This is a genomic window from Larkinella sp. (assembly GCF_965227735.1).
Taxonomy (GTDB): domain Bacteria; phylum Bacteroidota; class Bacteroidia; order Cytophagales; family Spirosomataceae; genus Larkinella.
The window spans coordinates 3440585-3461240 of the sequence record NZ_OZ245776.1 but is presented as its reverse complement, the minus strand read 5'-3'; the positions used below and the strand labels follow the sequence as shown (position 1 = coordinate 3461240).

The following is a 20656-nucleotide window of genomic DNA, read 5'->3' as shown; positions in this document are numbered from 1 at the left end:
GGCGTCCTAGTGCCTGTTTTGGGATTTAGAACGCTCCTCCGGAGCTCAAATACTATTCAGGATTTTTGACTATTAACAGTAAACCCCTCCGGGGTAGCTTACGGAATGCGGTCAAAACAGGTGTCTTTTTGAAAAATTTTTCCTGCCAAATTACTCTTTTTACGGACGGATAATCGTCCCGTCAATTTTCCGAACCTGCCAGTTTGATTTCGTGCCGATGGGGTATTTGGCGGCTTCTTTTTCATTAATATCGACGCCCAGCCCCGGCACCTCGTTGACCGACATATAGCCTTTGTTCATGGTCGGGCAACCGCTGAACACTTCCTTCATTTTGTCCGAAAACTGCACCGCTTCCTGGATTCCGAAGTTCCAGACCGCCAGATCGATGTGCGCGTGAGCCGCGTGGCCCACCGGCGACACGTCGCCCGGGCCGTGCCAGGCCGTCCGAACGTTGAACCATTCGCCCAGCCGGGCCACTTTCATGGCGGGCGTAATACCGCCGATTTGCGAAACGTGAATCCGGATGAAATCGAACCACTGGTTCACCATCGGCTCCTTGAATTCGTTGATGTTGTTGAACAGTTCACCCATCGCAATCGGCACCGACGTCGCCTGACGCAGTTGCGCAAACCACTTCATGTTTTCGGGCGAAAACGGATCTTCGATGAAGAACGGGCGGTATTCTTCCACCTGCTTGATCATATTGATGGCGTCGATGGGTTGCACCCGCTCGTGAATGTCGTGCAGCAGCTCGATTTCGTCACCGCACTGTTTCCGAACGACTTCGAACATTTTTGGCACCGATTTCAGGTACATCCGCTCGTTCATGTAGTTGTCGGTGGCACCGCCAAAACCGGCGGCTTTGAAGTCGGGTGTTGCCGAATTGGCCCCCACGGCTCCGTAGCCACCCTGCTGAATCCGGATGTACTGAAAGCCCTGCTCCATAAATTTCTTCACGCTGTCGGCTGCCGCTTCGGGCGTGTTGCCGCCCGCGTGGGTGTAGCAGGGAATCGCAAACCGGGCTTTTCCGCCCAGCAACTGATACACCGGCATGTTGGCGCGTTTGCCTTTGATGTCCCACAGCGCCTGATCGAGTCCCGAAAGGGCGTTGTTCAGAACCGGGCCGTTGCGCCAGTAGGAACTGACATAAGCCGCCTGCCACATGTCTTCGATGTTATCCACATCTTTTCCCACACAAAACTCATTCAGGTACGTATTGATGGCGACGATGACCACGGCGGCCCGTTGCGTGAACGTCGCGCAGCCCAAACCGTATAAACCCGGCTCGGTCGTTTCAACTTTGACGACGATGAGGTTGGAACCCTGGGGGGCCGTGGCGATGGCTTTCACCGATTTGATTTTGACCGGTGCCATCGCTTTGGCGTAGGAGGGTGTGCCTTGCCGTTCGCGGGCTTCGGCGGTCGACATCCCCCCAAACAAGCCCAGCAAACCGGCTGAGGAGCCGAAACCTATCTTTTTCAACGTCTCGCGACGGCTGTTCATTTCGGCGAAGTTTTCGTTTTTTTCCATGGTTACAGATAAGGGTTTAGATGCAAATGTGAATAGGTTTACGGTAAGGCAAAGGCCATGTATGAACCACCCGGTTTGTGACCGTTTTTAACACCACCGGCGGCAATGACCACGTATTGTTTCCCGCCAACCTGGTACGTGATCGGCGTGGCAAAACCGCCCGCCAAAAGCTGGTATTCCCAGACGACTTTGCCGGTTTTTTTATCAAACGCCCGGATTCGTTCGTCTTTGGTCCCGGCAACAAAAACCAGTCCTCCAGCCGTCACGATGGGACCGCCGTAATTTTCGGTACCCGTAATCGGAACGCCTTTTTTCGTTAATTCCGGAAATTCGCCCAGCGGAACCCGCCAGAGGTATTCACCGGTGTTCAAATCGATGGCGTTCAGCGTTCCCCAGGGCGGTTTGACGGCCGGATAACCGTCTGGATCAAAAAACCGGGTGTAGCCATTGTTGATGTAAGGCGGGATATAGGGGAAATCTACTTTTTCGTTGGTTCCGGTCAAAACCGGCGCGTTGTGCTGATCCTGGCTTTCGGCCGGTTTGGGTTCGGCGGTTTTGGTGTCGGCATTGAGCAAATACCGGACAAGTGTAAACCGGTCCTGGTCGGAAAGGTGTTGGAACGATGGCATCCGTCCCCGGCCGGATCGCAAAACCGCATTGATTTCCTGGCCCGAAAGCCGCTTACCCAGATCGACCAGGCTGGGATATTCCTGTCCGCTGCCTTTGCGGTCGGGACCGTGGCAAGCCATGCAATTGGCCTGATACAGCGTTTTTCCTTTCGAAGCAATTTCAGCATTTCGGGCGGCCAGATCCGACATTCGCAAATCCCAGACCATTTCGTTCGAATTCTGGTACAGAATTCCCTGTGGATCACTGGCGTTTCCGCCCCATTCGGCGCCACCGCCAATGCCGAAAAATAACGTCCCTTCCAGGCTGGGCGGCATGAATTTGTCACCGGAGCGGGTTTTCAGAAACTTCTCTTTGACGAAGGCGTGCGCTTCGGGCGTCCGCGTGGTGATGTCGGCTTCGGTGAAAACCTGCCGGGCAAAGGGGGCGGGTTTGAGCGGAAATTTCTGCGTCGGCCACGGAACCTCACCGGGCAGGGCGGGCGAGGTCGGGACATTGCGTTCTTCTACCGGGAAAAGCGATTCGCCGGTATCGCGATTCAGGACATACACCAGCCCGTCTTTGGTCGTCTGAGCCACGGCATCGACGGTTTTCCCGTTGTGCTTCACCGTTACGAGGTTGGGAGGACAGGGCAGATCGCGGTCCCACAAATCGTGGTGAATCGTCTGGTAAAACCACTGCATGTTGCCGGTTTCGGCGTTCAGCGCCAGAATGCAGTCGGAATAAAGGTTTTGTCCCGCCCGAATGCCGCCGTAGAAGTCGACGGAAGGCGAACCCGTTCCGAAATAAACCGTACCGCGCTTTTCGTCGAGCACCATACCCGCCCAGTTATTAGCCCCGCCGATGCGTTTGTAGGCGTCTTTGGGCCAGGTTTCGTAGCCTTTTTCACCCGGTTGCGGGATAGTATGAAAAACCCACCGCACTTTTCCAGTGCGGATGTCGAAGCCCCGAACGTGGCCCGGTGCCGCATCGCCCTGTTCCGAAACCGCCGACCCCAGCACCAGAATGTCCTTATAAATAACGCCCGGCGTCGTGGAGGTCACCGACAGTTTGCTCAGGTCCCGCTTCGATTCGTCCTGCAGGCCTTCCCGCAAATCGACTTCGCCGTTTTTTCCAAAACCGGCAACCGGTTCGCCCGTCAGCGCATTGAGCGCATAGAGTGTAGAACCGGCAGAAAACAGAATGCGTTTGTCGGTGCCCGGTCCGCCGTCGCGGTTTTCCCAGTACATAACGCCCCGACTTTGGTTAAACCGGGGTGATTTGTTCTTGAACGGATCGAAAAGCCAGCGTTGTTTCCCCGTTCCGGCATCGACCGCAAACACCTTGAGCATGGGCGTCAGGCCGTAGAGAACTCCGTCGATTACAATGGGCTGGCACTGAATTTCGAGCGGCCTTCCGGCTTGGCCATCGGCACCAGCCGCGTCGAAGGTCCAGGCTACTTTGAGGTTTTTTACGTTTTGAAGATTGATTTGAGTTAAGGAAGAGTAGCGGTTTCCGGCCTTATTGCCACCATAATAGGGCCAGTCCTGATTCGTTGGCGGGTTAGTGTCGCTCCCTTCCCAATTTGGAGCTTTGGCCGAAATGCCCAAAATCAATAGCCCCAGCACTGTACTTTGTAGCGCATACTTCATGATGATATCCAGAAAAAAGATGGATTAGTGAGTCGATGCGGTTTTGGGCAGTGTATAAAAGTCGTACGAAATTTTCCACCTGAACGTCTGACCTGGTTCGGCTTTGATTTTGATGTAAGGCTCGGGACACACCGTGGTGTGAATCGACCAGAAGGCCAGTTGCACAATGGGTTGATCGCCAACCACCCGGATGCCGGACCCGGTTTTGGTGTTTTCAACGCGGAAATCATAGTCTTTGGCCGTGTCGCCAAAACCGGTCAGGTAGCAATGGGTGCTTTCACCTTTGGGTATTTCTTTCAGATACACAAACCGGTTGCCCTGAACATCGGCGAAGGTGCCGATGCCCCGCGTGGGTTTTACCTGTAACGAAAACGGAAACGTAACGGAAATAGCGGGACCGGTTTGCTGGTTGTCGAGCATGAAAAAGTTGTGGTCATACACCGTCGTTTCGATGGTTTTCTTTCCGGTATTTTTCAGGCTGTGTTCCAGCACCAGCACCGGTTTGCCTTTTAAAAGCTTCACGGTTTTCTGGTAGCGGTAGGAATACCCGGCGGCATCGGTCAGTTCGTGGGTGAAAACGACTTCATCGCGACCGGTTTTTACCGCCCATTTTCCGGGATTGACAATGGCGTACGGCATCGCAAACCGGTAGGGCGAGTCCTTTGCTTTGCGCAGCGAACCGACGCCAATCTTCAGGAAATCGTCACCCGGTTTGGCTTCGTCGTAGCCAATGGGCGTAAATTCTTCGACCGGGCCGCTGATGGCATCGTGTAGTTTCGGATCGTATTTCTCGAACCACTGACCAAAAAATGAATGCTCTTTGTAGTCCAGGCTGGCAATCACGCCCGACCAGTCGAACCGGACACCCTGGTAATAACCGCTTACCGAATCAGGCAGATACAGTTTCGCTCGGAGTATCCCGTTGGTTATCTCCGCTTGGGGGAACGGCGGCAGGAGGGTGGCGCTGGTGAAACTGAGGAGAATGGCGAAAAAAACGACGATTTTCTTCATAAGAAAAACTAAACCCAATAGATTCGGTTATGCAGCCAAATTACCCCGGAGGGGTGTCCTGTTAATAGCAACAGCGGATCGATCAATTGTTTTAAGCTCCGGAGGAGCGTCCTGAATCCCAAACCGCTATCCAGGACGCTCCTCCGGAGCTTGTATAAAATCATAATTCGGATGGCTATTAACAGGACACCCCTTCGGGGTAATTCGGCGTCACAATAGACCTTTTAGGGTTGAATGAATTGATCAATACCCCGGATTTTGTTTCATCTTGACGTTCGAGTTGATCTCATCGATGGGGATCGGCTGGGCGTAATCGGTGGCTTCCCACTGAATGGTTCCGCCCCGAATGCGCTGGTAATAAGCTGCTTCCTGTGCCCCCAACTGCCAGCGACGAACATCAATCCACCAGTGGCCTTCGCCGAACAATTCCGCCCAGCGTTCATACTTGAGCGGATCGGATTTAAGAACCGCATCGGTGGCTTTCGTGGCATCGGTCAGGCTCTTGTAATCGACCGGCGACGCGGTATTGATCGGATAGCCGTAAGCCCGCCGTTTCACCTTGTTGACATATTCCAGCGCCGTGGCATTGTCTCCGGTACGCATGAGCGTTTCGGCATACAGAAGATACACGTCGGCTAACCGCAACAGCAGGATGTTGTTGCCATTGGCCATGTTGACTTCGGTTTCGGTAGCGTCGACCGTCAGGTATTTCCGGAAACTCCAGGCTTCCATGTCCATTTCGCTGATGTCGAGAAAATGCGAAATTGGTCGTTTTTTGCCGCTTACGGTCATGCTATCCACGTAAGGCTGCCAGCAGGCCACCCACAGGCGCGGGTCCACGGTTTTGTTCTGACGCGCCAGCACTGAGCGGGTGATGTAGGCTGGATCGATGTTGGTGGCCAGCGGTTGCGTGGTACCGGCTTTGAAGTAATGGCCTTCATTGAAGCCAAACCGGGCGAGATTTTTGGCGTGCGGAAACACGTTCGACCAGGCCGAAGCCGCAGGCAGGTTGTTGTCGCTCACGTAGGTGGGGGCCAGAACCATTCCAATGCTCGATCCCATCGACGTTTCCGTATTGCCTCGGGCGGTCATATCCACGTTCAGGTTCATTTCCAGCAACGATTCGGAGTTGAATTCGTTTTTGCCGTTGAACATGGTTTTGTAGACATCGAACGAAACCAGCGACTTACCGCTGTTGGTAATCACATCCGCCAGCGAGGTTTTTGCGTTGGTCCAGTCCTGGGTGTAGACATACGCTTTGCCGAGGGCTGCTTTGACCGCCCAGCCGCTGATTTTGTGTTTGTCGTTGGCACCCGTCCAGGTTTTGCCGGCCAGCAGCGTTTCTGCCGCTTTCAGATCAGTGATGATAAAATCCCAGACCTGCTTCACCGTAGCCCGTTCCACCTGCGTCTGATCCAGGCTGGTCGAGGCTTCGGTGATGATGGGAACGCCCAGTTTGTCGCCCCCCTGGCCGTCGATGATCATGGCTTCCCCCCAGATCGTGATCAGGTACTGATAATACCAGGCGCGGAGGAAAAGAGCCTGCCCTTTCATCAGGTCAATAGCCGCTTTATCGGTTTGCGAAGTTGCCTTGGGGCGGTATTTTTCGATGTTGACCAACAGCGTATTAGCCCGCTGAACGCCTTTCCAGGTATCCCGCCAGGTTTCCGACAGAAAACCGTCGTTGGGCTGGGAGTTGTTTTGCCCGAGCTGAATCCAGGTCGGTGTTCCCTGCCAGCTCAGGTCGGCAGTATGGTCCCACATGTAATAGGCTTTCCCGTAAATGTTATGGCCGAATAAACCCGCAGAGTGTTGTGTCCCGTAAACACCGGTCAGCAATTGTTCCAGATCCGTCACCGAACCGGGGTAATTGTCAGTGGAAAGCGCACCGGGATTGGTCACATCGATAAAATCTTCTTTACAGCCGGCCAAACCGAGCAGGGCCATAAAGAGGGTGAGTTTCAGAAATGGCTTCATCGTATGAAACATAGTTGTATCAACTGAGTAAGGTCTGGAGAATTAGAAACTGGCATCGATGCCCATCGACAGGAGCGTGGTGCGCGGGTAGGAATAGATCGCATCGATTCCGCGGCCGGTCGTTCCGTTGCGCCCCATCACCTCGGGGTCCAGGCCCGAATATTTCGTCAGCGTCATCAGGTTTTGCCCCTGCATGTAAATGCGGATGCTACCCATTTTGATCTTGTTGGTGATCACCGACGGCAGCGTATACCCCACCTGAAGATTCCGCAATTTCAGATAGGCTCCGTTTTCTACGTAATAGTCCGAGATGCGGGTATAATTGGAATTCGGATCGCGCACGTAGTTGCCGGAAGCATCCTGGTAGCCAACGCGCGGCCGGTCGGTCAGGCCATTTCCGTTGAAAAACGAGGTCTGGAAAATATCGCCCGTGGTGTTGTAATCGCCCACAAAAAACTGCGTATAGTAGCGGTTGGCGTTGTAAATATCCAGTCCCTGCACACCCTGAAACAGAGCCGACACGTCGAACCCTTTCCAGCCCAGATTCAGCGTCAAACCGTAGGTCATTTTGGGCCAGGGGTTACCAATGTAGGTTTTATCGTCGATTGTGATTCTTCCGTCGCCGTTCACATCCCTGAACTTCAGGTCACCGGCACCGGTTCCGGCCGCCTGATATACCACGCCCGTGGTGGGTTTGCCGGCAGCGGCCGCTTTTTCCCGGGCTTGCTGGTTCAGCGTAGCCACTTCCGCATCGGTTTGGAAAATACCTTCCGTGATATACCCGAAATACTGGCTCATGGCGTAGCCGGCCTGCGTCCGGGCAATGGTGCTTTCCAGGTAATCGCCCCCAGCACCGTCGTTGATCGGGTTGTTGTTCGTACCGCTCAGTTGCTTGACGAGGTTTTTGTTGAAGGCGGCATTGGCGGCAACGCTGTAGGTAAAAGCCCCCACTTTGCCCCGGTAGTCGATGGCCAGCTCAAGCCCTTTGTTGCTCATCTGACCAATGTTGGTGTACACCGTAGAGGCCGCAAAACCCGCTGACCGGGGAACCGGCACCTGGTAGATCATGTCCTGAGTCTGGCGGTTATACCAGTCGATGGTCACATTCAGGCGGTTGTTGAACAGCCCGATGTCGGCGCCGATGTCTGTCTGTTTCACTTCTTCCCACTTGATGTTTTCGTTGGGTAATTGGGCGGTCAGCGCGTAACCTTTGGAACGGCTGCCGTCCGGCAAACCGTGGATGTTCGTTCCACCCGTTCCGCCGTAAGACGCCTGATAGGTAAACTGCGGAATGTTGCTGGTGCTGCCCAATTTGCCGTAGCTGGCGCGGAGCTTGAGGTTCGAGATGGCCGGAATATTCCGCATGAACGCTTCTTCGGTTACTTTCCAGCCTACCGAAAACGACGGGAATACTCCCCAGCGGTTGGCGGGACCAAATCGATCGGAACCATCCCGGCGGACGTTGGCCGTCAGCAGGTATTTCCCGGCGTAGGTGTAGTTGATCCGGCCAAACTGCGACAAGAGCCGGGTTTGGGGGTATTCGCCACCACTGGCGCGGTAGGTGCTGGGGTCGGTGCTCAGGCCCAGGTTATACGTAACGATTTGAAACCCCTGCGCTTCGGCCGACAGGTTGCTCAGATCCTGCTGATAGGCTTCGTAACCCGCCATGGCTTTAAACTCGTGCTGACCAATGGTTTTGTCATACGTCAACACGAAGTTTCCCGTCAGGTTGCGTTGGTTCGTTTGCGTTCGGGTCAGGTAGGCCAGTGCGTTCCGGACCACCCCAAAGTCGTGGGCTTCGCGGTAAGTGTAGTCGCGGCCACTGAAAATGGAGGCCCCGAATGTCGAGCGAAAATTCAACCCGTTGACGATTTCCCAGTCAAGGTACATATTGCCTTCAAGGGCATATTGATCGCTGAGCCGGTGATGGATCGCTTCCCAGCCGACCAGGTTGGGTCCTGTGAAAAACGAACCGGTTTTGGCCCAGCCGCCGAACGGATTGGTCTCGTCGCGGACCGCAACCAGCGGAGCCGAGCGAAAAGGGTAGGTCGTGCTTTGCGCCGGATTGGTGCTGGTCCGCCAGGCAAACAGCGTTTCGCCGATTTTCAGGCGTTTGTTAATTTTAAAATCCGCATTCGACCGAATCCCCCAGCGTTGAAACGAGTTATCGATGATCGTGCCGTCTTCGCGCTGGTAATTGGCCGAGAGGTAGTAATTGGCTTTGGCGGAGGCTCCTGCCAGTGAAAGCGAATAACTCTGCTCTTTGCCGTTTTGAAAGATTTCATCGGCCCAGTCGGTATTGGGTAAGGTAGCCGGATCACCGTACCCGCTCGTGTTGACGCCGAAGGCTTGTTTGGCTTTGATATAATCCGCCGTGTTCAGCATCTGGTAGAGATTCCGGGGTTGCCGAACGCCGTAATACGCATTAAAGTTGATGCTCATTTTGTCCATCTTGGTGCCGCGCTTCGTCGTCACCAGCACCACGCCCCCGGCAGCCTGTGCCCCATAGATGGCAGCCGCGCTGGCGTCTTTCAGCACTTCGATGGATTCGACGTCCTGGAGGTTGAAGTTATTGCCCGCACCCATCCGGATACCGTCCACAATGTATAAGGGAGCCATACCGCCAATGGAGCCGATGCCACGGATGACAATGTCAGAACCTCCACCCGGCGTGCCGTCTGGTCGCGTTACCTGCACCCCGGCGGCCCGGCCTTGCAGGGCTTCGTTGACGCTCCGGACGGGCAGGTTTTTAATTTCTTCTGCTTTGACTGACGAGATCGATCCGGTCAGATCCGACCGTTTTTGGGTACCGTAACCGACCACGACGACTTCACTAAGGTTCTTCGTATCGGTTAATAAGCTAACATTGACCTCCGTACGGTTTCCGACGGCAATTTCCTGGGAGGTATAACCCACAAAACTGAACACCAGAACGGCATCGCCCGTCTGCATCGTCAGGCGGTATTGCCCGTTACCGTCCGTTGTGGTGCCACGGGTGGTGCCTTTCACCACCACGCTGACGCCCGGCAGCCGCACCCCGGCTTCATCCGAAACCGTTCCGGATACGTTCTGATCCACCGCTGCGGCATCGTGGTTGCGCAACAGCTCATCGGCCGACGGAACCGGCAGGGGCTCCAGGTTCAGAATGATCTGCCGCCCTTTGACGTAATACGTCAGGCTCAGCGGTTTCAACAATTTGTCCAGGATTTCGCTCAGCGGCTGGTTGCTGGCGTTGAACGACACGCGCTGATTCAACTGAACCAGGGCCGAGCGGTAGGCAAAACGAACGTCGGCCTGTTTCCCCAACTGGTTCAAAACCGCCTTCATCGGGAGGTTGGTGGCCTGGATCGTGACACGCTGATCCATGATTCGCTGTGCTTCCACGGGACGGGCCAAAGCGAGCCCGGTGAAGATCGCGGCCAGGAGTAACTGATAGAAAGTCAATTTCATAAAGCTACGCAACAGGCTAAGCGGTTGTCGAAGTTTTTTCATACTTTTGCTTGTTTTTTGGCTGTTTGGGGTTTCGAATAGACAAAAAATACCCTTCTTCATCCTGGATGAGGTTGCTTAAAAAGGGGTCTGTTAGGGTCAGTGATGCTGGAACCATCATTGACCTTTTTTTGTGAAAGGGGGTTACTCAATCATAGGCGAATGGGATTAGGGATAGAGATGGGGTACGCGTAAAATGTATAGGGTTTAGGAATAGGTACTTCAATGGCATCCTTTGCTGGTGATCACAATCTGGCCGTCGAGCACTTCATACGACGCGCCGATGGTCTGGCAGATGACATCCAGCCGTTCCAGCAAATTTTCTTCGTTAAAGGTCAGGTTCACGAGACAGTTGGCCAGGGCTTCCTCATCGAAAAGCAGTTTGATGCCATACATACGCTCGATGCTGGAAAACACTTTGTCCACTGGCGCATCCTCAAACACCTGCTCGCGGCTGGGCCGGTTGGCGATTAAAGCCGCCGGTTTTGCCACCAGTGCTTTCACAAGCTTGTTCTCTTCCAGGTTATACGTCATCTGTTGATTCGGCGTCAGCACCACGCCTTCGACGCGCCGGAGACCGGATTGCTGCGCCTGCTCATAATCTTTCTGCGAATAGACCGAAACCCGACCGGTTTTCACCATCACGGTGACGTCTTTTTCGCCTGTGTATGCGCGAACCAGAAAGCTGGTTCCCAGTACTTTAGTGACCGTTTGGTTGGCGTAAATCAAGAACGGTTTGGCCGGATTTTTCATCACGTCGAAGAAGGCCTCACCGCTGAGGTAAACCGTGCGGGTTGTGTTGTCAAACCGCTCGGGATAGCTTAGGCGGCTGTTGGGGTTCAGCGTTACGACGCTGCCATCGCTCAGCAGAATATTGATCGCTTTGGAGCCGGTATTGACCTTTTCCTGCAGCGGTATGGTAACGGTTTTGGTCAGGTATTCATACGGGTCTGCTGCCGGTTTGGGAGCCCGGTTCACGTAAAGCCAGGTACTGAGGCTGATCAGCAAAACGGAAGCCGCCACCGCCCACCGCCACCACGACCGTTGCCCCAGCGGCCGAACCGGCCCGTCCAGTTCCGCATCCCGGTGTTCGACGGCTTTTCCAACCAGCCGGTTCAGCTCGTCCGCCAGCCGGTTTTCGGTGGCATCGTCGCGGTAATGATCCTCCAGCGCGCGAACCAGTTCCTGGGCCTGCCGGACCACGTCGGCGCGGTCTGGATTCTGGGCCAGCCACCGGTTCCAGAAAAGGGCGGCTTGCGGAGAGGACTCCGCCGTCCATTGCCGGAAGGATTCATCGAACAGGAAGTCTTCAGCTTCGTACGTTCTGTAATTAATCATTGAGAAAATAGTATTCTAGGGCTTCTACTTCCATAGTGCCGGAGAGGGAGGGGCAATACTCAAAAAAAAGTAAAATTATTTTTGAGAAGAGTTCAATAATTGGTTGGCTGAGCTTTTAGCTGTGAAGTGGAAGGTAATGGTTCTTACATAGGAAAATCAAAAAATCCTGGACGGATGGCCCATCGCTTGGTTATTAAATGTCCCATCCCTCCGGGACTCATCCGCCTATACAATCGGACACGGTGGCTACAAAATGGATCATCCCTCCGGGACTCATCCGCCTATACTCGGACACGGTAGCTACAAAATGCCCCATTCCTACGGGATGGCAAAATCGAACCCCGGCAGGAAAATCAAAAACAATCCCATCGGGATAATCCATTTTGTAGCCACCGTGTCCGATTGTATAGGCGGATGAGTCCCGGAGGGATGATCCATTTTGTAGTCACCGCGTCCGCAGAAGACCCAAAATCCTGGTTCCGTAGAATGATATTTTGTTACGATAACCGTATCATTCCCAGTAAAACCACAAGCAGGCTGGACGACCATTGGTGGCGGAGTTCCTTGAAGGTTCGGTGGAGCAGGTTGGCGACGCTCTGGCGCTCCAGCCCCATGATCAGGGCAATTTCGTGGTTTTCCAGATTCTGGTAAAACCGCAGGTAAAGCACCTCCTGCTGGCGTTTGGAGAGGGAAGCCATGAGCTGGTGTAACAGGCGGGTTTGCTCGGTCTGGCTTTCGTCATCGATAATTTTCTGTTCGATGGAATCGGCAAATAGTGTCTGGGCTGGCTCTGATTCGTCGAACTGAACCGACGGATGGTGGGGAAGCGCTTTCAGCAGTTTATAGCGCAGGGCTTTCAGTAAATACGTTTTGACAAAAACCGCATCGCTGACCGTAGCCCGCCGGTCCCACAATTCCAGCAGTAAATCCTGGATGGTATCCCAAACCAGTTCCGAATCCGCAGTCAGCCGCGAACCGTAGTTATACAAGCTACGGTAGTGCCCCTGAGCCAGTTCGCCGAAAGCCAGTTCGTCACCGGCTTTGAAGCGTTGCCATAGCTCCTGGGGGGCAAGATTTTTATACTCAGCGGCTGTAAAGCGTTCCAATGGATGATGACCGTCAAGGACTAACTTTAATTGTACCAAATGTAGTGTTATTTTAACACAGATGGTATTTTGTGGATGAAATCTATAATTAAAAGAATTTAAAATATGGCGGTCAATGGAGCAGATAAAACGCGGGACAAGGGCTGAGATGCGGGAAAAGCAGCAAAAATGGGGAGACAGCTTTCAATACATCGACAGTTCGCTACCTTTGATGGAATATTGCTTTCAGGACTTCCGGTTTCGACAACGGTATTGATCAAACGAATAGCCACACCATGAATAACCGTTTCAAAATATGGCTCAAGCGCGTCGGCTGGCTGGGCTTTTTTTTCTTTCTCATCAAAGGCCTGCTCTGGCTGATTATCCCTTATTTGATTGCAAAAGGCTTTTTTTCAAAGTAAAATAGAACCAAGAAGGAACAAAACGATAACATAAACACTTTCTGGGCGGTTTATTAAAGAAGGAAATTGGCCGGATTATTGACACCGTCTCTATTGTTTTTTTTGTACAAATATGATCCCACGTTCAACATTCGGCGTCTAAAGTACGTATTGAGTAAGTAGCAAAGGCAGAAAACAGGGTAGGCGGTTGGTTATCCGGTGACTGATTTAAGGAATGTGAAAAAATTTCTGACGTTTTTTTCTCTTGCCATACTGGCACTGATTTTTCTGGTAATCGGGTTCCTCGGTGTGATCGGTACGACAACCTGGGGCCAGGAGTTTGTGACGCGTCAGGTCAACAACTACCTCGCCGGAAAAATAAAAAGCCCTTTTCGGATTGGCCGCATTACCTACGAAATTCCGGATTACGTTGCGCTGGAAGACGTGCTGTTTATTACCCCTAAAGGCGATACCCTTCTGGCGGGCCAGAAACTTCGGGTTGACCTCGACATGATGGGTTTGTTGCAGAATCGGGTTGCGCTTAACCAGATCGAACTGGAGAAGGTTAGCGTAAACCTGAACCGCACACTGCCCGATACGGCTTTCAATTTTCAATACATCATCGACGCCTTCGACACGGGCGGGCCACCCCAACCCGTCGACACCACGGCGGCTCCGCTGGACATCAGTTTGTCCGGTATTACGCTGAAAGATGTTCGGATTCGCTACAAAGATGATGTGGTGGGCGCGGAAGTCGGTGCTTACGTCGATACTTTGCGGGCTAACTTCGACAAAACCAACGTTGACAAATCCCAATACCATCTTCGTGATGTGACGATCGACGGACTGGTGGCCAACACACGGCTTTATCCGGCAATTCCTACCCCGGAAACGCCTGATACGTCGGCACCGGGCGATACGATGGATCTCAAATTGGGCAACTGGAAACTGACCCGGGCGCGCTGGGATGTTAAGGTGGAAGAGGCTGATTTTCAAACCAAGGGTTCAGTCGGGCGGCTGGCGATGAACGCCGATTATCTGTATCTGGACGGGCAGCGCATCGGCATCAAATCTTTGGAACTCGAAAATTCGGATATTTCGGCTATTCTGACCAAACCTACCGGAAAAACGACTCCGCCCACAGCCACCACGGCCACCGCCGACGATTCGGGCGGTTGGCGGGCCAGAATCGGGCGGGTGGCACTGGCTAAAAACCGCATCCGGTTCGACGATCAAAACCAGCCTAAACAGAAAACCGGTCTGGATTATGGGCACCTCGATTTGCAGGATTTATCGCTGACGGCGCAGACGCTGCAATACAGTCCGCAGGTTATTTCCGGGAAATTTCGCGGAGGCCGTTTCCGGGATCAAAGCGGTTTTGCACTCCAGCGGCTCGATGCCGATGTGGTTTACAGCGATACGCTGACGTCGATCAACCGGCTTCTGGTTCAAACGCCCCAGACACTCATCCGGGATCAACTCATTCTGCGGTATGATTCCATCGGGCAACTCAGCCGTCCGCGCGAAGCCGGACGTGTGGGGATCCGGGTCAATCTGAAACAAAGCCGACTGGCGGTGGCGGACATTCTGCAACTGGCGCCTTTTCTGGCGACTACCGCGCCTTTTGCCGGAAATCGTCAGGCGGTTATTCGGGTCAACACCCTGATGCGGGGAACGCTGGCGAATCTGAGCATTCCGACATTTGAACTCGATATGTTGTCGGGCACCCGCCTGCGGGCCAGTGGTCGGCTGCGCAACGTGACCGATGTCGACCGGATGGCGATGGACATTAACCTGACCGAAGGTTCAACGCAGCTTCGCGATATTCGGCAGTTGGTGCCAAAAGGAACGTTACCGGATTCATTCAACCTTCCGCCGAAGCTGCGGCTAACGGGCCGGTTTCAGGGCGAACTCGATAATTTGAACCTCAATTCTGCGTTGCAAACCGACTGGGGAAATGTCGATTTTGACGGAAATGTGCGGGGCTTTGTGGCCGGGAAAAATCAGGCTTACCGGGGAACGCTGGCATTGGCGAATTTTGAAGCCGGACGCTGGCTGAATCAGCAGGCCATGATCGGCAGCATTACGGCTGATGCGACCGTTAATGGGCAGGGAATCGACGTCAAAACCATGCGAACCGCGTTCCGGCTCAACGTTCGGCAGGCGGAACTGAACGGATATAATTACCAGAATTTTGCCGCGGAAGGTGAACTGGACAAAGGCATCCTGACGGCCAAAAGCACACTGGATGATCCGAACGCCAAGCTGGCCCTGAATTCAGTGGTCAGTTTGCTGGAAGACTATCCCAGCGTGAAAGGCGGTTTGGTGATTGAGAAACTGGACGTAAAGGCGCTGAAGTTTTACAACGATCCGCTCAGCGTCGAAGGCCGGATGCGGTTTGATTTCGCTTCCACCGACCCGGTTAATCCGGTGGGTACGCTGACGGCCCGGGAAACGGTTGTGCGTTTCAATGGCAAAACGTATCCGCTGGATTCTTTTTATGTCAAAGCTGCTCCGGAAGGCGTTCGGAAAATCGTGGAAGCCAAACTGCCGTTTGCAACTCTGAAGCTCGACGGCCAGTTTGACTACACCCGACTGTACGACATTGTCGTGGGTGAATTCAGCAAATACATCAAACTGCCCGACCTGACATACAAGCCGGTCAATCCGCCTTACGGGTTCAACATCGACATGACGGTCAGCCAGCACCCGCTGCTGATGGCTTTTGTGCCAGCCCTGACCAAAATGGACCCCGTTACCCTGAAAGCGTACATTGACAATACAAAAGATACCACTCTGTCGGCTTTGCTGAAAACCGGTACGATCGAGTACGATACCATGCGGTTCCAAACCGTAACGATGGGCCTTCAGGCAGTCAATGACCGTTTGCTGATCCGGAGCCAGGTCAATGCGGTTCACACCGATCAGGTCGATCTGAACGTGACCCGATTCAACGGGGAAGCCATCAAAAACCGCCTGCATTTCGATATTATCTCGGAAGATTCCACGGGCCGGGCCTGGTATGCACTGTCCGGAAATCTGGGCGTTGCCGACCGGGCCTATCAGTTCCGGTTTAATCCGGACGGGATGATGACCAACTACCAGCGTTGGACGAGCGACACGACGGGGTACATTCAATACAGCGAGGACGGTATTTTAGCCAATAAATTCCTGCTCCAAACCGGTTCGCAGAAGATACTGGTCAACAGCATCGTTCCGCAACCCAATGCGCCCCTGGAGGTGAAAGTGGAAAATATTGACCTGACGAACATGGCGAAACTCGCCAATCAGGACACCACGATGGCGAGCGGTTTGCTGAATGGTGATGTCATCCTGCGGAACGTGATGACCAATCTGTCGTTTACCGGCAATGTAACAGTCGATAGCCTGAAGGTGATGGCGAAACCGCTGGGAAATCTGACCGCCAGTTTTGAAAACACGACGGATCAGCGGATTTCGACCGATATTGCCCTGAAAGGTTCGGGAAATAGTGCGCGGGTGACGGGATTTTATAAGGCGTCGGACCCGGCGAATGCCCTGGATTTCAAGATCGATCTGGAACAGTTGAGCGCACAAACGATCGAAGCATTCAGCTTTGGTCAGTTGCGGCAGACTTCGGGCCGGTTGCGGGGGCAGGTCGATGTGTCCGGTTCGACGGACCAGCCCCGGATGAACGGTTCGATGTCGTTCGATTCACTGGCTTTCAACGTAGCGTATCTGAATGCTACGTATAAAATCGATAATGAAACCATTCGTTTCAACGAGAAGGTGATCACGTTCCAGGATTTTAACGTGCGGGATGCGTTAAACCGCAGTCTGACCACCAATGGAACGATAACGCTCCGTAAACTGCCCGATGTAGCGTACAACCTGCGCATCAACGCCACGAAATTTCAGGTGTTGAATGCGACCCGGAAAGATAACGATCTGGCGTACGGAAATGCCGCTATCAGCGCCGACCTCAGTATTCGCGGGAGCGGAACCAGCCCCACCATCGGTGGTTCGATCAAACTGGAAGATGACAGCAAGGTGACGATGGTGTTGCCCGATCAGACGGCGTCGGCGAACGAAGCCCGCGAGATTGTTACCTTCATCGACCACAATGATACCCTGGCGTTGCGAAAATACCTGGTGATGGCCCGGCCCGACACGGCCCTGCGCAGCCGGGCTTTCAAAGAGTTGAGCAATGCCCAGATCGATTTGAGCCTGGAAGTCAACGAAAAATCCGAAATTACCGTCGTTGTCGATGAACTCAACGGCGACAATCTGCGCATCAAAGGCAATGCCCGCCTGAACGTCGGTGTGAGCCAGAGCGGGGCGATTTCGTTGCTCGGTCGGTATGACGTTACGGAAGGAGAGTATTCGTTGACCTATCAGGTATTGAAACGGACCTTCTCAATCCAGAAAGGAAGTTTTATTACCTGGACGGGTGACCCGCTGCGGGCGGATTTAGATATAACGGCGGTTTATCAGACCACGGCGGTTCCCTCGAACCTGATTGCCAACGAAACCAGCGAGCAAATGCGGACAGCGTCCAAGCAGAAAATACCGTTCAACGTCCTGCTAAAAATGAAAGGCCGTCTGGCAGCCCCCGACATCAGTTTCGACATTGTGATGCCGGAGGAAGATTTTCTGGCTTCCCGTACGGTGATCGACGCGGTCAATTCCAAGCTGACGCAGTTGCGGAACGATCCATCCCAGTTGAATAAGCAGGTTTTCGGGCTGATGGTATTGGGGAGTTTTATTGCCGAAACGTCCTCCAGTTCGTCTGGTGGCGGCATCAATACCGAAGAAATTGCCCGGAACAGCGTCAGCAAGATTCTGTCGGATCAATTGGAGCGGTTCGCTTCCAGTCTGTTAAAAGGTTTCGATGTCGATTTCAACCTGCTTTCGTCGAGCCAGTCGGCACAGTCTAACAACACGGTGGGTTCCCGAACCGATTTAAACGTGGGCGTATCCCGCAGTTTCCTGAATGGACGGCTGACGGTTTCGGTGGGGCGCAATTTTGTGCTGGAAAAAAATAACAATACCATTACCCGAAATCCGAACGAAGTCTTTGATAACCTGTCGTTAAACTATAATCTTTCCCGCGACGGTCGCTATATGATGCGGGGGTATCGCAAGAGTGATTACCAGGCGGTTCTGGAAGGCTATGTGATCGAAACCGGTATTGGCTTTGTCATCACCGTCGATTACAACCAGTTGAGTGAAATCTTTAAAAAACCGGAGGAAAAAGTGAATCAATGAGAAACGGTTTAGTATACATATCTTTTTTCCTGATTCTGACGGGTTGCCACGTTGCCAGACACATTCCGCCCGGCGAGAAATTGTACGTCGATACGGAAATCAATGTTCAGGTCGATTCGACCGTTTCCAAAACTGAAAAAGGCCAGATTGAAACGGCGCTGGCCGACATGGCGCGGCCGAAACCCAACAAGAGATTGTTCGGCTATCCGTATAAAGTCGGGTTGTATTACCTGATGGGCGAACCCAAAAAAGAGAAGGGGTTCCGGGCATGGTTTCGGCGGAAAGCCGGAGAGCCACCGGTTTTTGCGAGTGCCAAAGCGTTGTCGTCCAATGCACTGATCTGGATGGGATTTCTGGAAAATGAAGGATACTTCCGCTCGACGGTTTCGGGTAGTTTAAAGGAAGACGGCTATCAGGCTACGGGGGTTTATCAGGTGCAGGTGCAGCCCCGGTATTACATCGATTCGGTGGCTTTTCTGATGGATTCAACTTCGCTGCGGAAACCGATGGTAGAGGTCAGAAAACGCAGTTTGCTCAAGAAAGACAACCCCTACCGCTTCGAGTTGATCAAGCTGGAGCGGGAACGAATCACGCAGGCTTTACAGCGTCAGGGTTTTTTTTATTTTCAGCCCGATTACCTCGCGGTTCTGGCCGACAGTGCCCTGGGAAAACACCGGACCCGCCTTTATCTGGCCATCAAGCCCGAAACGCCACCAGCGGCTTTGCTTCCTTATTCGATCCGGGATATTTATGTTTATCCCAATTACAGTCTTTCCTCCAACACAACCCAAACGGACACGTCAGAAAACCAGGCGGTTAAATTTGGTAAACTGAATATTGTCGATCCTGCCGGTATCTACAATCCCAAGTTGTTTCGGGACATTATTGCTTTGCAACCCGGAAAGCGGTACAATAGCCGGGCGCAGGACCAGACGTTGTCACGGTTTATCAACGTAGGTTCGTTTAAATTTGTCCGTAACCGGTTTGAAGCCAGTCAGCAGGGCGATTCGGCGGTGCTGGATGTGCATTATTTTCTGACGCCCTATCCTAAAAAATCGGCCCGGCTGGAAATTGCCGGCACCAGCCGCTCCAATAACCTTGTAGGATCGCAACTTTCCCTAAACTGGCGAAACCGCAATGTATTTGGCCGGTCCGACTTATTTACCATCAGTGCCAATGCCGGGATTGAATTCCAGGTGGGTGCGCGTGGGCAGGGTGTTGCCAACTACCGCTACGGCATTCAGACCAGTCTGACGTTTCCCCGGCTGGTTACGCCGATTCCCATTAAATATTACCAGCGTGGACAGGCCCTGCCCCAAACCATCGTTTCGTTGGGCTATGATCTGATCGTTCGGGGTGAATTGTACCACTTGAATTCTTTCCTGACAACATTTGGCTATTCGTGGCGGAGCAATCCGCAAACGGAGCATATTTTTCAGCCCATCAGCATCAACTACGTTCTGCCATCCAATTTTACCGAAAAATTCTTCGCCCTGGAAGACGACCCCAGCACGCGGCAACAGTATATCAATATTCTTCGCTCCGAACAGCTTATTCTGAGTACGTTATATACATATAATCTCAGCTCATCACCCCGCACTACCTCCGCGTATACGCAACGGTTGAGTGTTAATATTGAACCCGCCGGTAATCTGGCCTCGTGGCTGACGCGCAAAACCAACGAAGAAGGGCGGGAAGCGATTTTTGGTGTACCCTATTCGCAGTTTTTTCGGATGGATGTCGACAGCCGGCATTTTTTTAAAGTATCGGAAAATTTGACCTGGGCCAACCGGTTTTTTGGCGGGTTTGGCGTTCCCTACGGCAATTCCACGGAATTGCCTTTTGTGAAGCAGTATTTTGTCGGGGGAGCCAACAGTTTGCGGGCTTTCCGCCCCCGGGCGGTTGGTCCCGGGATTTTTACCCGAAATTTGGAAGGTACGGTGCAGCTTCAGGACGGCGGGGGCGATATTAAGCTGGAGTTCAGCACCGAACTTCGCCCCAAGTTCAGTAAATACCTTCAGGGGGCTTTGTTTCTGGATGTCGGCAACGTCTGGATGTACTCCGATAACACCTTGTACGGGCTTGGAACACAGTTTAAATCTGATTTTTACAAACAGCTGGCCGTCGGCACGGGGGTGGGTCTCCGGGTAGATGTATCCTACTTTGTTGTTCGGTTCGACCTGGCGTTTCCGCTTCGCAAACCGTGGTTGCCGGAAGGGCAGCAATGGGTTGCGGACGAAATTGCTCCCGGCAACCGGGCCTGGCGCCGGGAGAATTTGATCCTCAATGTTGCCGTGGGCTATCCGTTCTAACCCCGGCA

At 53.3% G+C, this 20656-nt stretch carries 8 protein-coding genes and 2 pseudogenes; 2 read left to right on the top strand and 8 right to left on the bottom strand.

The window, feature by feature from the left end:
- Positions 1-159: 159 nt before the first annotated feature.
- The 8 genes and pseudogenes from ACO064_RS13315 to ACO064_RS13280 form a co-directional block, all read right to left on the bottom strand.
- On the bottom strand, positions 160-1530 hold the full coding sequence (locus ACO064_RS13315; protein ID WP_229317402.1) for an enolase C-terminal domain-like protein: 1371 nt from the start codon (positions 1528-1530) through the stop codon (positions 160-162).
- A 38-nt stretch (positions 1531-1568) separates the two neighbouring features.
- Positions 1569-3788: a PQQ-binding-like beta-propeller repeat protein gene (locus ACO064_RS13310; RefSeq protein ID WP_421827808.1), complete on the bottom strand. Its 2220-nt coding sequence runs from the start codon at positions 3786-3788 to the stop codon at positions 1569-1571.
- A gap of 24 nt (positions 3789-3812) precedes the next feature.
- Positions 3813-4799: a hypothetical protein gene (locus ACO064_RS13305; RefSeq protein ID WP_421827807.1), complete on the bottom strand. Its 987-nt coding sequence runs from the start codon at positions 4797-4799 to the stop codon at positions 3813-3815.
- A 243-nt stretch (positions 4800-5042) separates the two neighbouring features.
- A pseudogene (locus tag ACO064_RS13300) lies at positions 5043-5873 on the bottom strand (RagB/SusD family nutrient uptake outer membrane protein); the annotation flags it as partial.
- Positions 5874-6062: 189 nt separating this feature from the next.
- Positions 6063-6746, bottom strand: a pseudogene (locus ACO064_RS13295) (RagB/SusD family nutrient uptake outer membrane protein); the annotation flags it as partial.
- Between the two features lie 72 nt (positions 6747-6818).
- Entirely contained in the window at positions 6819-10268 is a 3450-nt protein-coding gene (locus tag ACO064_RS13290) for a TonB-dependent receptor (RefSeq protein ID WP_421827806.1), read from the bottom strand.
- Positions 10269-10487: 219 nt separating this feature from the next.
- Positions 10488-11603: a FecR family protein gene (locus tag ACO064_RS13285; protein ID WP_421827805.1), complete on the bottom strand. Its 1116-nt coding sequence runs from the start codon at positions 11601-11603 to the stop codon at positions 10488-10490.
- A gap of 497 nt (positions 11604-12100) precedes the next feature.
- Complete coding sequence (locus tag ACO064_RS13280) at positions 12101-12709, bottom strand: RNA polymerase sigma factor (protein ID WP_421827804.1); 609 nt, start codon at positions 12707-12709, stop codon at positions 12101-12103.
- A gap of 617 nt (positions 12710-13326) precedes the next feature.
- Here ACO064_RS13280 and ACO064_RS13275 point away from each other — a divergent pair.
- Complete coding sequence (locus ACO064_RS13275; protein ID WP_421827803.1) at positions 13327-18336, top strand: translocation/assembly module TamB domain-containing protein; 5010 nt, start codon at positions 13327-13329, stop codon at positions 18334-18336.
- Positions 18333-20648 carry a BamA/TamA family outer membrane protein gene (locus tag ACO064_RS13270; RefSeq protein ID WP_421827802.1) on the top strand — a complete coding sequence of 772 codons (2316 nt, stop codon included), beginning with the start codon at positions 18333-18335 and terminating at the stop codon, positions 20646-20648. The genes ACO064_RS13275 and ACO064_RS13270 overlap by 4 nt, the downstream gene beginning before the upstream one ends.
- Positions 20649-20656: the final 8 nt, after the last annotated feature.